This window comes from Parasphingorhabdus flavimaris (genome assembly GCF_013371215.1).
GTDB classification, from domain to species: domain Bacteria; phylum Pseudomonadota; class Alphaproteobacteria; order Sphingomonadales; family Sphingomonadaceae; genus Parasphingorhabdus; species Parasphingorhabdus flavimaris.
On the sequence record NZ_JABWMH010000002.1, the window covers coordinates 189,831 to 203,174 of the forward strand.

The 13,344-nt window shown below is 58.4% G+C and carries 14 protein-coding genes; 9 read left to right on the forward strand and 5 right to left on the reverse strand.

What is annotated here, in order from left to right; translation table 11 throughout:
* Window positions 1–226: 226 nt before the first annotated feature.
* Both HUO14_RS05635 and HUO14_RS05640 read left to right on the forward strand, forming a co-directional pair.
* The gene (locus HUO14_RS05635) at window positions 227–802 is read left to right on the forward strand and encodes a DUF937 domain-containing protein (RefSeq protein ID WP_176278916.1); all 576 of its coding nucleotides are present in this window, start codon (window positions 227–229) and stop codon (window positions 800–802) included.
* A 27-nt stretch (window positions 803–829) separates the two neighbouring features.
* Complete coding sequence (locus HUO14_RS05640; RefSeq protein WP_176278917.1) at window positions 830–1,210, forward strand: hypothetical protein; 381 nt, start codon at window positions 830–832, stop codon at window positions 1,208–1,210.
* Here HUO14_RS05640 and HUO14_RS05645 read toward each other — a convergent pair.
* Window positions 1,200–1,679: an NfeD family protein gene (locus HUO14_RS05645; protein ID WP_176278918.1), complete on the reverse strand. Its 480-nt coding sequence runs from the start codon at window positions 1,677–1,679 to the stop codon at window positions 1,200–1,202. The genes HUO14_RS05640 and HUO14_RS05645 overlap by 11 nt on opposite strands.
* A gap of 26 nt (window positions 1,680–1,705) precedes the next feature.
* On the reverse strand, window positions 1,706–2,674 hold the full coding sequence (locus HUO14_RS05650; protein WP_176278919.1) for an SPFH domain-containing protein: 969 nt from the start codon (window positions 2,672–2,674) through the stop codon (window positions 1,706–1,708).
* Window positions 2,675–2,776: 102 nt separating this feature from the next.
* On the opposite strand from HUO14_RS05650, the gene HUO14_RS05655 reads away from it, so the two are divergent.
* From HUO14_RS05655 to HUO14_RS05675, 5 genes are all read left to right on the forward strand, one after another.
* Window positions 2,777–4,279, forward strand: a complete 1,503-nt coding sequence (locus tag HUO14_RS05655) for a M28 family peptidase (protein ID WP_176278920.1) — start codon at window positions 2,777–2,779, stop codon at window positions 4,277–4,279.
* Window positions 4,280–4,329: 50 nt separating this feature from the next.
* Complete coding sequence (guaB, locus tag HUO14_RS05660; RefSeq protein ID WP_176278921.1) at window positions 4,330–5,808, forward strand: IMP dehydrogenase; 1,479 nt, start codon at window positions 4,330–4,332, stop codon at window positions 5,806–5,808.
* 9 nt (window positions 5,809–5,817) lie between these two features.
* Window positions 5,818–6,036 carry a hypothetical protein gene (locus HUO14_RS05665; RefSeq protein ID WP_176278922.1) on the forward strand — a complete coding sequence of 73 codons (219 nt, stop codon included), beginning with the start codon at window positions 5,818–5,820 and terminating at the stop codon, window positions 6,034–6,036.
* On the forward strand, window positions 6,033–7,211 hold the full coding sequence (locus tag HUO14_RS05670) for an RsmB/NOP family class I SAM-dependent RNA methyltransferase (protein WP_176278923.1): 1,179 nt from the start codon (window positions 6,033–6,035) through the stop codon (window positions 7,209–7,211). Before HUO14_RS05665 ends, HUO14_RS05670 begins: the two co-directional genes overlap by 4 nt.
* A 69-nt stretch (window positions 7,212–7,280) precedes the next feature.
* Entirely contained in the window at window positions 7,281–7,811 is a 531-nt protein-coding gene (locus HUO14_RS05675; RefSeq protein WP_217907932.1) for a tetratricopeptide repeat protein, read from the forward strand.
* Window positions 7,812–7,831: 20 nt separating this feature from the next.
* Here the strand turns inward: HUO14_RS05675 and HUO14_RS05680 are convergent, their stop codons facing one another.
* The 3 genes from HUO14_RS05680 to HUO14_RS05690 are packed head-to-tail and all read right to left on the reverse strand — an operon-like array spanning window position 7,832 to window position 10,235.
* Entirely contained in the window at window positions 7,832–8,782 is a 951-nt protein-coding gene (locus tag HUO14_RS05680) for a DUF481 domain-containing protein (RefSeq protein WP_176278924.1), read from the reverse strand.
* A 23-nt stretch (window positions 8,783–8,805) separates the two neighbouring features.
* Window positions 8,806–9,294, reverse strand: a complete 489-nt coding sequence (locus HUO14_RS05685; protein WP_176279497.1) for an RNA pyrophosphohydrolase — start codon at window positions 9,292–9,294, stop codon at window positions 8,806–8,808.
* Window positions 9,291–10,235 (reverse strand): alpha/beta hydrolase, encoded by a 945-nt coding sequence (locus HUO14_RS05690; protein WP_176278925.1) that lies wholly within the window; start codon window positions 10,233–10,235, stop codon window positions 9,291–9,293. The genes HUO14_RS05685 and HUO14_RS05690 overlap by 4 nt, the downstream gene beginning before the upstream one ends.
* A gap of 182 nt (window positions 10,236–10,417) precedes the next feature.
* Between HUO14_RS05690 and HUO14_RS05695 the strand changes: the two genes are divergently transcribed.
* Together HUO14_RS05695 and HUO14_RS05700 are read left to right on the forward strand one after the other, a co-directional pair.
* Window positions 10,418–12,310 (forward strand): 2-oxoacid:acceptor oxidoreductase subunit alpha, encoded by a 1,893-nt coding sequence (locus tag HUO14_RS05695; RefSeq protein WP_176278926.1) that lies wholly within the window; start codon window positions 10,418–10,420, stop codon window positions 12,308–12,310.
* Window positions 12,307–13,338 (forward strand): 2-oxoacid:ferredoxin oxidoreductase subunit beta, encoded by a 1,032-nt coding sequence (locus tag HUO14_RS05700; RefSeq protein ID WP_176278927.1) that lies wholly within the window; start codon window positions 12,307–12,309, stop codon window positions 13,336–13,338. Before HUO14_RS05695 ends, HUO14_RS05700 begins: the two co-directional genes overlap by 4 nt.
* Window positions 13,339–13,344 lie beyond the last annotated feature (6 nt).

Consider the following 13,344-nt stretch of genomic DNA (forward strand, 5'->3'; position numbering starts at 1 on the left):
GGGCTTCCTCGTCCGGCTTTTGCCAGGCTACGCCCTTGGCTTATCATTTCGATGTTCACGGTCGTGGAGTCAATTGCCCTTGTCTCCTGATGACGGCGATGTGCCGTCAAATCGTTGTAAACACTCGTAACACTGCGGATTAGCCGGTTTCTGGCCCGAAAATATGCTAGGGGCTGGGCAAGCAATGATTCAACACATGCCGTTAGGGCCAAGTAGGAGAGCGACGATGAATATTATGGACATGTTGCAGCAGTCGGGTGGCATCGGCACGATGGCCAAGGAACTGGGCGTCAACGAAAGCGTCGCGCAAGCGGGCGCCGCAGCCCTGTTGCCCGCCATATTGGGCGGCTTCAAGAAGACGACCCAGGCGCAACCAAGCGGCCTCGACGGGCTCGGCGGATTGCTGGGCCAGCTCGGCGGTGGCGGACTGCTCGACAGCGTGCTTGGCACCCAGCCGACTCCGGTAAGCAAGGGCAATGAAGTGCTCGGCCAGATTTTCGGTTCCAAGGAAGTTAGCCGGACCGTTGCCGCGGGCGCGGAACAGCAGACCGGAATCAGCAGCGATCTGCTCAAGAAAATGCTGCCGGTTGTTGCCATGATGGTGGCCGGATATATGGCCAAGGAAAGCTCTGGCAGCGCCGGGAATGGCGGCGGACTGGGAGGCTTGATCGGTGGTCTGCTCGGCGGCGGCAGCAAGACATCTGGAGGCGGTCTCGGCGGTGTCGCCTCGATGCTCGACCTGAACGGCGATGGCAATCCTCTGGATGACATCATCGGCATGGCCGGAAAACTGGTCCGCTGAACCAACTTCTACTGAAGGATATAGACTATGAATATGCTTGAAAAAATCATGGATATGCTGCCCGAAAATTTCAGCATCGACGATATTGCGGAAAAAGCCGGAATGACGGCTGACGAAGCGAAAAAGGGCGGTGAAGCCCTGTTCGCAAAATTGCGCGACGGCAGCACCGACCAGGTGACCGCAATCAGGGAAGCGGCCGCTGAAGCCGGTGTTGATGCTGAAAAGCTCAAGGGCCTGTTGCCTGCTCTGGCGGAAAAAGCCGGTCTCGATGGCGAGGGCAGCCTGATGGACAAGCTCACCGGAGATGAAGGCCTGCTCGGCAAGGCGACCAGTTTTCTGGATCGCGATGGCGACGGAAATCCGATCAACGACATCACCAATATGGCGAAGGGTTTCTTCAAGAAATAGGTTTGGATTCCAGTATTGCGGTGTCTTCCAGCGCTTCCAGCCGGAGGACACCGCCCTCGACCGCTGCGACCCTCGCAACGGTCCCTTTTTCCATATTCGGACCCTTGGCTTTCCATTCGCCATCCGCGACTTTCACTCGTCCGCTGGTGGACGAAATCGCCTCTACGACGGTGACGGTCCGTCCGACCAGTTGCGCCGAACGGTTGTTGAGCAACGGGCTTTCGCTCTTGACATTGTGGGTCAGGTACCACCGGCGCCCGCCGAGCACAGCGGCTATGGTGGATAGTCCGAATACGGTAAGCTGACCGGCAAAGGTCATGTCGATGAACAGCGACAGGACTCCGGTCACCGCTGCTGCTGCTGCCACCCAGATCAGGAATACGCCGGGCACGAACAGCTCCGCCAGCGCTAACAGTGCAGCTATGCTAAGCCAGACATATTCCGGATTGTTGATCGAGAAATCATCCATGGCTCATACTCCGCTCGATACCGGGATCATCCGTCCTGATTGTCAAAGGGTCCCTTGCGCCGGGGCGGTGGCGTGATGGCATGACCATCTTCGCCCAGTGCCGCTTTGGCGAGCGCGCCGATGCCGCCGAGCGATCCGATCAGCTGGGTGGCCTCTACCGGGAATAATATGGTTTTCGCGTTGGGCGAGGTGGCGAATTTTTCGACCGCCTTCACGTAATCCTGCGCGACGAAATAATTGATCGCCTGCGCGTTGCCGCCGGCAATCGCTTCGGACACCATCTCGGTCGCTTTCGCTTCGGCCTGGGCCTCACGTTCGCGGGCTTCCGCGTCGAGGAAGGCGGCTTCCTTGCGGCCCTCGGCCTGCAAAATCTGGCCCTGTTTTTCGCCTTCGGAACGAAGGATTTCGGAAGCGCGTGCGCCTTCCGCATCGAGGATGTTGGCGCGTTTCTCGCGTTCGGCCTTCATCTGGCGCGCCATCGCGTTGACGATATCCTGAGGCGGGCGAATATCCTTGATCTCGACCCGGGTAATCTTGATCCCCCAAGGCGTCGTAGCATCGTCGATCACGGTCAGCAGCCGTGCGTTGATCTCGTCGCGCTTGGACAATGTTTCGTCAAGGTCCATCGATCCCATGACGGTGCGCAGGTTGGTGGTGACGAGGTTGAGGATCGCATTGTAGAGATCATTGACCTCATAAGCCGCCTTGGCGGCATCGAGGACCTGGAAGAATACCACGCCGTCGGTGGAGATCATCGCATTGTCCTTGGTGATGATTTCCTGTCCGGGAATGTCCAGCACCTGTTCCATCATGTTGACCTTGCGGCCGACGCGATAGAGAAATGCCGGATAGAAATTGAACCCCGGTTGTGCCGTGGTCGTGAACCGGCCAAAATATTCGATTGTATAATGATAGCCCTGCCGGACGATCTTGATGCTCGCAAAAAGATAGATGATGGTGACCAATAGCACCAATAATAATAGCGAAACGCCCATTTCCATTCTCCCTTGCGAACCGTCTCATTATCATTGATTATTTGCGCGATAATGCCAAGGGAAAAGCGAATTATTAGGGTTAGAAAAAGGGTGCTTGTTGCAATGCGTATCATTGCCGGTTTGTTTTTATCGAGTCTGGTCTTTTCCGCCAGTCTGCGCGCCGAGCCGATTGGCGAAGCGGATTTGCTTCGCCATATCGAGATATTGGCTGGCGATGCATTCGAGGGACGAAAGCCCGGCACGACCGGCGAGAACAAGTCCGTCCATTACATCGCCAGTCAATGGTTGGCGGCGGGGCTGAAGCCCGCTGGCGTTCAGGGTTCTTGGTACGCGCCGGTTTCCCTGGTGGAGCGTATTCCGGAACGTTCGCAGATATATTTTTCGGACAATTCGCGCGGCAGGAATATCCGGTTGCGCGAGGACGAGATCATCTTGCGGAGCGGTGATCCATCCTTCCGGCAATCCCGCATGGCGGTCGTTTTTGCTGGCTATGCCGATTACGGGCAAGGGCAGGACGCTCTGCCGATGGCCGGAAAGCTTGTGCTGCTGCCAGTCGAGCCACCCGAGGGCGGAGACGGTAGCGAGAGCTACAGAGATCGCAAGCTCGAGCTGATCCGCAACGGTGCGGTCGGTGTGATTGGTGTGGTTGACGATCAGAAGCGCTGGTCCCGATTTCGGCGCTCTTATCAGCGGGGCGCAACTGCCCTGGCGGGTCCGCAGGAACATGCCGCGCTCGAAGGGTTGATCAGTCTCGACCAATTCAGCCGGTTGGCGAGAAAATCCGGTCTGGATGCGAAGAGCCTGCTCGCCGATCAAGCGGCTATCTCTTATGTTGATCTTGGTTTGAATGCGGACGCAGTGGCAGAAACGCAGGTTCGCACCTATACATCCCACAATGTCATCGGGAAAATAGCAGGCACCAATCCGAAGCGCGGGGCCTTGCTGTTCATGGGGCATTGGGACCATTTTGGCGAATGCCGTATCGAAGACCCTCTGACGCCGGAAGCGGACCGTGTCTGCAATGGTGCAATCGACAATGCGAGCGGGATATCGCTGCTGATAGAGACCGCCAAAAGGCTTTCGCCCGATGATCATGACCGGGACGTCTATTTCCTCGCGACCACCGCCGAGGAAAAGGGCCTGCTGGGCGCGCGGGCGTTTGTCCGGAATCCGGCTGTAGCGCTCGAAAATCTGGTTGCGGTGTTCAACGCCGACACGGTCGCGCTGTCGGACGACAGGAAAATGATCGCGGTCATCGGTCTCGGACAGTCAGGCCTGGACGAAGATATCGAAATCGTCGCCGCGCAGGAAGGGCGGGAGATTGACCGCAGCGGCAAGCCGGACGTTTATCTGCGGCGTCAGGATGGCTATGTTTTTCTTGAACGCGATATTCCTGCCTTCATGATTACCAGCGCATTTGCCGACGAGGTACGGCTGCAAGCCTATATCAACGGGCCATATCATGATGTCAGCGATGAAGTGAATGACGACTTGCTGCTCGGTGGAGCGGCTGCGGACGCCAATTTCCATGTCGCATTGGGCCGTTATTTTGCCTCGACCATCACTTATCCCGGATTAGCCCCTAGCGGCGGGGCCGATAACTGATTACATGGGCCGCCACAGAATCACATTCAGCATATCGGAAAGTGGCAATCATGAGCACGCCAGGCAAGCATAAAGAAATTCGGTTGGGACTGACCTTTGACGATGTCCTGCTGCAACCTGCCGCGTCCGAGATCGTGCCAAGCCAGGCCAATACCAAAACCAATCTGACCAAGCTGATCGGGCTGAATATCCCGGTTCTATCGTCCGCGATGGATACGGTGACCGAGTCGGACATGGCGATCGTCATGGCGCAAATGGGCGGCATCGGCGTGCTCCATCGCAATCTTACGATAGAACAGCAGACCGCTGCGGTGCGGCAGGTGAAGCGGTTTGAATCCGGCATGGTCGTCAATCCGATTACCATCGCGCCTGACGCAACGCTGGCCGAAGCCCAGGCGACGATGGAGCAAAACCGGATATCGGGCATTCCCGTGGTCGAGAAATCCGGAAAACTGGTCGGCATTTTGACCAACCGCGATGTCCGCTTTGCGGAAAACCCCAAGCAGCTGGTTTCGGAACTGATGACGAAGGACAATCTTGCCACGGTTCCGGCTGGCGTGAGTCAGGAAGATGCACGGCGCACCTTGCACCAGCGCCGCATCGAGAAATTGCTGGTGGTGGACAATGACTATCGCTGTGTTGGCCTGATAACGGTCAAGGATATCGAAAAAGCGGTCACCTATCCCAACGCCACCAAGGACGGCACCGGTCGCCTGCGCGTGGCTGCGGCGTCTACCGTAGGCGAGGCCGGGCTAGAGCGGACCCAGGCGCTGATCGATGCGGAATGCGATCTGATCATTGTCGACACTGCTCACGGTCATAGCGCAATGGTGGCGCGCGCCGTGGAAGATATCAAGAAACGTTCGAACGGTGCCCAGATCATCGCCGGAAATGTTGCAACCGCCGCCGCGACCCGCGCGCTGATCGATGCAGGGGCTGACGGCATCAAGGTCGGTATCGGTCCGGGCTCGATCTGCACGACGCGGGTTGTCGCCGGTGTCGGTGTGCCCCAGTTGACCGCGATCATAGATTGTGCGGAAGAAGCGGCAAAATCCGGCATTCCGGTGATCGCCGATGGCGGATTGCGCACGTCTGGCGATGTCGCGAAGGCTTTGGCGGCCGGCGCGTCTGCGGTGATGATCGGCTCGCTGCTGGCCGGGACCGAAGAAGCGCCGGGCGAGACGTTCCTTTATCAGGGGCGTGCCTACAAGAGCTATCGCGGAATGGGTTCGGTCGGCGCGATGGCGCGCGGATCGGCAGACCGCTATTTCCAGCAGGATATCAAAGACCAGATGAAACTGGTGCCGGAAGGTATTGAAGGACAGGTGCCGTTCAAGGGGCCGGCGCGCGATGTCATCCACCAGCTCGTCGGCGGCGTGAAGGCTGCGATGGGCTATACGGGATCCGCGACGCTGGAAGATCTGCGCGAGCGGGCTGAATTTGTCCGGATCACCAATGCCGGATTGCAGGAGAGCCACGTCCATGACGTCGCGATTACCAGAGAAGCGCCCAACTACCCCACCCGTTAGGAGCTTTGAATGAATTTCGTGATCGAAGCGAAAATATTGTTGCTGATGTTTGTCTGGCCTGCGGGTCAGGCGGAAAGCACTCCGCTCTGGATAAACGACGTCTATGCGACGGTCGAAAGCTGCGAACAGGGCGCTTCCGAGCGGAAGGCAATGATCGAGACGGAATATGGTGCGGACGCGCGCGTCGACCATTATTGTTTTGATGCCGACGATCGCATGGACAAGTGACCCCCTCGGCACGGCTGCAGGCCGCGATAGAGATGCTGGACTGGATCATTGCCGCAGCACGGGACAATGGCGCGTCTGCGGACAATATCGCGAAGAAATTCTTCAAGGAACGGCGCTACGCCGGATCGGGTGATCGGCGCGCCATTCGCGAGCTGGTCTATTCCGCCATCCGGCGCTGGGGAGACCGGCCGGAAAGCGGCAGGCAGGCGATGCTTGGCCTGATCGACGAACAGCCCGAATTGCGAGAGCTTTTTACCGGCACGGCCTATGGGCCTGCTGCAATCGAAGCGGATGAAGCCGTCGCCGGCGGCGCGCAAATTCCTGAATGGCTGGCCGACCGGTTTGCCGGTCTGATCGACGAGACCGAACGCAGGGCGCTGTTTGACCGCGCGCCGTTGCACGTGCGGGTCAACGGCCAGCGTTCGACGGATCTGGAAGTGAAGTCGGCATGGCCGGACGCCGTCGCGCTGGCGCTGCCCCATGCTTATGAGCTTCCGACCGGTACACAGCTGGAAGACAAGACATTGTTCCGCGAAGGCGCAATCGAGATTCAGGACCTCGGTAGTCAGGCCATCGCCATGGCTGGCGCCGCCGCCAAGCCGGAACTGGTCCTCGATATGTGCGCGGGAGCGGGCGGCAAGACGCTGGCCCTGTCTGCGATGCTTCCTCCGGAGAGCAGGATTATCGCTGCGGACACCGATCGCGGTCGGCTGAGCCGGATAGAGCCGCGGAAGCGGCGGGCCAGTGCGCGAAATATCGAAACAATCTTGCTCGCGCCCGGCAAGGAAATCGAAGCGCTGGACCATCTGAAGGCCAAATGTGATCTTGTGTTGATCGATGCGCCCTGCAGCGGGACGGGCACCTGGCGGCGCAACCCCGAATTGCGCTGGCGAATGACGCCCAAACGGCTAGACCATACGACAGAATTGCAGCAGAGGCTGATGGAGCTGGGCAGCGAGATGGTCAGGCCCGGCGGGCGGCTGGTCTATGCTGTCTGTTCGCTGCTTGACGCGGAAGGTGGCGACCAGACCGACCGGTTTCTCGAAAACCATCCGCAATGGCGGGAAATATCGATTGATTTGCCGATTGGCCGCCCATATCGTAAAGGTTCTCTTCTTTCACCGTATCATGACGGAACGGATGGCTTTTATTTTACGTGCCTCGAAAAATTGTGATAGCAAATCATGTTAAGCCAGCATGCAGATGAGCCTGGCTATGGTCGCGAGAGTCTATTGGAGCTGATTATGCGTTTTTCACCGGCCGTTGTTGCCTTGTCCCTTGTTTTTGCCACCGTTTCCAGCGCCGGTTTCGGCCAGTCTGCCGATATCGATATCAAGCAGCGTTCGGTCGAATATATGCAATTGGGTGAGGCGGCGCAGAAGCGCGACGAGCTCGATCTGGCTGCGGATCTTTACGAAACGTCGCTGGCCGTCGATCCGCGCAATGGTTCGGCCTTCATCGCCCTGGCGCAGATCGCCCGGGTACAGGGCCTGCCCGGAAAAGCAATCCGCTTGTATCGCGAAGCGCTGATCCTGGACCCGAATAATCTTGATGCACTGGCCGGGCAGGGCGAGGCCCTGATCCAGCGCGGTGCAACCGAAAAAGCGCGCGTCAACTTGTCGCGGATCGAAACATTGTGCCGGTCGCGCTGTGCGCAAACCGATCAACTGGCCTCGGCGATCAAGCTAGCGGACAAGAAGCCCGTGCTGTCTGCGGAAGCGGTCACGCCAAAACCGCAGATCGGTGACGAAGAGCCGACGACAGAAACGCCCTGACAGGCCGTCCTTCGGGATGTTCAGAAATCGTAGACCAGAGACGCGCGGCTGAGCGTATCGGTTTTCGCGCGACCAGCCTGCGGGTTGGTTTCATGCTCGATCGTATAGGACAGGCGCGTCGACAGGCTGCCGATCAATTTTGCATCAAGCGCCGAGGTGGCGGTAAATGTCGTGTTGTCGCTGTCAATGACGGCAACCGCCGAGGTAAATCCCTGCGCATCGCTGGCATAGGTTCCGCCAGCGTCCTGCGAAAATTTGAGATGGTCGGTAATCTTCCAGTCGAAATCCAGTCCGACCAGCGCGGCAAGGCTGCTTTTTGTGTCTCCGCCTGCGAAATCGGTAACCCGGATTGCCGGGCCGGCCTTGATGGAGAGCCGAATATCGTCGGTACTGACCAGTTCGTAACCCAAGCCGCCTGACAATGTGTAGCGGGCGGAAAAGCCCTGGAAACGATCCCGTTCAAACTGGGCAAGACCGTAAGCGTAAAGCCGTTTGTTGAACTTGTAATTCGGCTCGAGGGTCGCGCTCAGCTGATCGCGGGTGGTTTTTCCCCCGTTGGTTTCATAATCGGCGCGAGCCTTGAAATTCATCCGCCATTTGACCGCATCCTTTACCAGCTTGATGCCACCGGTGACCCCTAAATTGCGCGTGTTTCCGGTCGAGCGGAATCCGCCCAGTTCGCCTTGGCCTTCCCAGTTTGCAAACAGGCCTGCCTCTTGTTTTTCCAACAGGGCGGCCGCCGCCTGTTCCGCCCGTTTATTATTGTATTCGGCGAGGAGAGCATCGATCTCGGCCTGATCATCGGGGTTTGTTGCCTTGGCAATCTTGACGATCGCGAGCACGTCCTGATTGTTTCCGGAAGCGATGGCGGCGTCGATCATCGCTTTTACGGGATCGGGGAGCGCAGCCGAAGCAGGCGTGGAAATGCTCGCTGCCGCGAGAATTGCGGTCGCTATCGCAGGTCTAGACATAAATATATCCCGGATAATATTGATTAAATCAGCGGTCCGAATTCTTTGAGAACCGCGCGATACAGGTCCCTTTTGAACGGAACGATGATATCTGGCAAGCCCGCGGGGTCGGTCCATTTCCAGTCGACAAATTCCGGATGCTCGGTCTGGATATCAATATGGCCGTCGTCGCCTGTGAAACGCATCAGAAACCAGCTTTGCCGCTGGCCGCGATATTTGCCCTTCCAGACCTTGCCGAGCAGTTCGTCGGGAAGGTCGTAGAGATATTCCTCCCTGGTCCGGCCAATGACCTGGACATGGTCTTCAACCACGCCGGTTTCCTCACGAAGTTCGCGCAAGGCAGCGGCTTCGGCCTCCTCGCCTTTGTCAATCCCGCCCTGAGGCATCTGCCATGCATCGGGATAGAGGCTGTCGGCCGCGTCCAGCCTCTGGCCGACGAACACCTGACCTTCGCGGTTGGCGAGCATGATACCGGCGCACGGGCGGTACGGGAGTTTGCTGTAATCCTTCACAGGCTGGCGAGCAGCGTCTTCCAAGCTGCTATCATCTTGTCGACATCCTGCTGGGCTGAGGGCACCGCCTTGCGGATATTGATGAAGCCGTGAACGTTTCCGGCCATTTCGATGAAATGCGTATTCACGCCGTGGCGGATCAGATCGGCGGCATAATCGCGTCCCTGGTCGCGCAGCGGATCGAGGCCGGCAGTGACCAGAACCGTTGGCGGGGTCGTCGCGAGATTACCAAGATAGGGCGATACGTTGATATCGTCATCCTCTGGCGCATAATGACTGTCGAAATATTCCATTGTCGCCTTGGTAAGCAGGAAACCCTCGGCAAATTCGTCCATCGAGCCGCCTTCTGCGTCCATGCGGGTGGCGGGATAAATGGGGAATTGGGCGATGACGGGAACGGCAGCGGGCGAGGCCGCAAATTCTTGTGCGACCACCAAGGCGAGGTTGCCGCCCGCGCTATCGCCGCAGGGAACCAGGCCGCTGATATCAAGCTTCAACTGTTCCTGATGGTCGGCAACCCACCGGGTTGCAGCGAGACTGTCCTGTGGTGCTGCCGGGAAGGGCGCTTCCGGAGCCAGGCGATAGTCGACCGCGATGACCGGAATATCCATTTCGTGTGCGATATAGGTGCAGAAACTGTGGTGGGATTCGAGGTCGCCGATCACAAAACCGCCGCCATGGTAGAACATGATGACGGGTGTTTCCGCGCTTCGATCGGCCTGACTGTCGTACAGCCGCAACGCTATGTCGCCGGCGGGGCCGGGGCAGGCAATATCTTCGATCCGCGCCAGTTCGACCGGATCGGCTTCGAGCATCGCCCCCATCATATTGTACATTTCGCGGGCTGCAGCGGGTTCCAGTTCCGACATCAGCGGCTGGTCGGACTGCGCCATCATCGTCAAAATCATTTGCACATCTGGGCGTACATAAGCGTCAGTCATCTATCATCTCCAACCTGTTAACCGACCGATTAGATCAGCCTGTGTTCACTAGGCAAGCGCTAATCGGGTGCTCCGCCCCAAACAAATGCTTTATCCCTATTAGTTTTTGTGGTTTGAAGCGGACAGCATTGCTGCTCTAGAGCGGGTTGCGTAATAATAAGCAAAGGCACGGAAAATCTATCATGGCCACCGCAGTGAAGCAGGAAGAACCCAATAGTCCCCACCCGGACGGCGCAGAAAATGTCGTCGTCCGCTTTGCCGGCGACAGCGGCGACGGTATGCAGCTGACCGGAGGGCAGTTCACCCTCTCGACGGCACTGGCCGGCAACGATCTGGCGACTTTCCCGGATTTTCCGGCAGAAATCCGCGCGCCTCAAGGGACGCTGTTCGGTGTTTCCGCGTTCCAGATCAACTTTGGCTCGCGCGCGATCGAAACCGCCGGTGACCAACCGGATGTGCTGATCGCGATGAACCCGGCTGCGCTGAAGACCAATGTTCAGGCGGTCCGCGCCGGTGGACTGGTGATCGCCGATGAAGGTGAATTCGGAAAGCGCAATCTCGACAAGGCGCATTACGAGACCAACCCGCTGGAAGATGGCTCGCTCGCCAAATGGCAGTTACTCAAGCTCAATATTTCCCAGCTGACGCTCGACGCCGTGAAACCCTTCGGCCTTGGTAACAAGGAAGCCTTGCGCTGCAAGAATATGTGGACGCTGGGTCTGGCCCTGTGGATGTTCGAGCGTGATCGCGAACCGATTATCCAGTGGCTGAAAAGCAAATTTGCCAAATTGCCGGATATTGCAGAGGCGAATATTGCCGCGCTCAACGCCGGACATGCTTATGGCGAAACCGCCGAAATTTCCGGCGACGGACTGGGTGGCGGGCATATCACGCCGCACAAGGTGGACCGCGCTCCCGCCGACGCGGGGACATACCGGACGGTAACCGGAGCGGAATCGCTTTCTCTCGGACTGGTTGCGGGCGCGCAGCTGGCCGGTTTGCCGATGTTCTTCGGTGGCTATCCGATAACGCCGGCCTCGGCGATCCTCCACCATCTCTCCCGACTGAAGGAATTCGGGGTGACAACCTTTCAGGCGGAAGACGAAATCGCCGCGATCTGCGCCGCCATTGGTGCAAGCTATGCCGGCCTGCTCGGGATCACCTCGTCGTCCGGTCCCGGTATCGCGCTGAAAGGCGAAGCCATGGGACTGGCGATCATGACCGAACTGCCGCTGGTGATCGTCAATTCGCAACGCGGCGGCCCATCGACCGGCCTGCCGACGAAGACCGAACAATCCGACCTCTATCAGGCGGTCTATGGCCGCAATGGCGATGCGCCGATGCCGGTCATCGCCGCACGTTCACCCGAAGACGCTTTCTACTGCGCCATCGAAGCGGTGCGGATCGCGGTGCAATATATGACTCCGGTGATGCTGTTGACCGATGGCTATATCGCCAATGCGGCGGAGCCCTGGAAGATTCCCGACGTCGATACGCTCGAGCGTTTTCCGGTCAGCTTCATGACCGAGAAGCCCGATGATGGGCCGTTGCTGCCTTACAGCCGTGACGAAAATCTCAAGCGCCCCTGGATCAAGCCGGGAACGCAGGGCCTGATGCACCGGATTGGGGGGATCGAGAAGGGTGTGGATACCGGCCATATCGAATATGGTCCGGCCAACCACCAGACCATGACCGAAATCCGGCGGGACAAGATACTCGGTGTCGCGGACAGTATTGGTGATCAGGATCTTGCTTACGGCAAGGCGGGTGCCAAGCTGGCGGTCGTCGGCTGGGGTTCGACCTACGGACCGATCCATCAGGCCGTGGCGCGCGCAGGCGCGGCGGGTGAGGATGTGGCCCATGTCCATATCCGCAACATCTGGCCATTGCCGAAAAATCTCGGCGAATTGCTCAAGAGCTTTGACCGGATCATTGTTCCGGAAATGAACACCGGACAGTTGAAGACGATCTTGCGCGACCAATATCTGGTCGATGCGAAGCCGGTCAACAAGGTGTCCGGTCAGCCATTTACCATCGCCGAAATTGCTGCGGTGATTGAGGAGAATCTGTCATGAACGAGATGACGAAAATCACGACCACGCTGAAAGACTGGGAAACCGACCAGGAAGTACGCTGGTGCCCGGGCTGTGGCGATTACGCCATATTAAAGGCCGTACAGCGGACCATGCCCGATCTGGGGGCTGATCCGTCCAATACGGTCTTCATCAGCGGTATCGGCTGCTCCTCGCGCTTTCCCTATTATATGGAGACTTATGGTTTCCATACCATCCATGGTCGCGCGCCAGCCGTAGCGACCGGCGTCAAGCTGGCCAATCCGGAGCTCGACGTCTGGATCATCACCGGTGACGGCGATGCGCTGTCGATCGGCGGCAATCACACGATGCATTTGCTGCGCCGCAATCTCGACTGCCAGCTGATGCTGTTCAATAATGAAATTTACGGGCTGACCAAGGGCCAATATTCGCCGACCAGCCGTCAGGGCACCAACAGCCCCTCGACCCCTTATGGTTCGGTCGACAGGCCGGCATCGCCCTGCGCGTTCGCGCTCGGCGCTGGCGCACGTTTCGTTGCCCGCGGGATCGACATCCACAAGGGACTTCCCGATGTGCTGAAAGCCGCGCATGCCCACAAGGGTACGTCCTTCATCGAGATTTTCCAGAATTGCATCGTCTATAACAAAGATGTGTTCGAGGAATTTGCGGCCAAGAAAACCGCAGCCGACACCCAGCTGCATCTGGTAAACGGCGAACCGATGCTGTTCTCCAAGGGTGAAAAGGGCATCACGCTTAACCGCAAGACGCTGCAACTGGAAGTTGTCGATGTTGTCGATGGCGACTGGGCAGCGGCTGACGTGATTGTCCATGATGTCACCAACCGCTCGGTCGCGCATATGCTGATCGAGATGCAGTTCGGCGAATTCCCGATGGCACTGGGCGTGCTCTATGACGATCCGCGGCCGACTTTCGAGGCGGCTGTTGTGGCACAGAACGCTGCCGCAGCGGCTGGCAAGAAGCCGGATTTGCAGGCGTTGCTGAACAAGGGGCAGACCTGGACGGTGACGGAGGACGGGCCGGAACTGTAAAGATTC

Excerpts from the sequence above, each read along its gene's own strand:
- HUO14_RS05695 (WP_176278926.1), top strand. The coding sequence starts at position 10,418 with ATGGCCACCGCAGTGAAGCAGGAAGAACCCAATAGTCCCCACCCGGAC.
- HUO14_RS05675 (WP_217907932.1), top strand. The coding sequence starts at position 7,281 with ATGCGTTTTTCACCGGCCGTTGTTGCCTTGTCCCTTGTTTTTGCCACC.
- HUO14_RS05635 (WP_176278916.1), top strand. The coding sequence starts at position 227 with ATGAATATTATGGACATGTTGCAGCAGTCGGGTGGCATCGGCACGATG.
- HUO14_RS05645 (WP_176278918.1), bottom strand. The coding sequence starts at position 1,679 with ATGGATGATTTCTCGATCAACAATCCGGAATATGTCTGGCTTAGCATA.
- HUO14_RS05680 (WP_176278924.1), bottom strand. The coding sequence starts at position 8,782 with ATGTCTAGACCTGCGATAGCGACCGCAATTCTCGCGGCAGCGAGCATT.
- HUO14_RS05640 (WP_176278917.1), top strand. The coding sequence starts at position 830 with ATGAATATGCTTGAAAAAATCATGGATATGCTGCCCGAAAATTTCAGC.
- HUO14_RS05650 (WP_176278919.1), bottom strand. The coding sequence starts at position 2,674 with ATGGGCGTTTCGCTATTATTATTGGTGCTATTGGTCACCATCATCTAT.
- guaB (WP_176278921.1), top strand. The coding sequence starts at position 4,330 with ATGAGCACGCCAGGCAAGCATAAAGAAATTCGGTTGGGACTGACCTTT.
- HUO14_RS05690 (WP_176278925.1), bottom strand. The coding sequence starts at position 10,235 with ATGACTGACGCTTATGTACGCCCAGATGTGCAAATGATTTTGACGATG.
- HUO14_RS05665 (WP_176278922.1), top strand. The coding sequence starts at position 5,818 with ATGAATTTCGTGATCGAAGCGAAAATATTGTTGCTGATGTTTGTCTGG.
- HUO14_RS05700 (WP_176278927.1), top strand. The coding sequence starts at position 12,307 with ATGAACGAGATGACGAAAATCACGACCACGCTGAAAGACTGGGAAACC.
- HUO14_RS05655 (WP_176278920.1), top strand. The coding sequence starts at position 2,777 with ATGCGTATCATTGCCGGTTTGTTTTTATCGAGTCTGGTCTTTTCCGCC.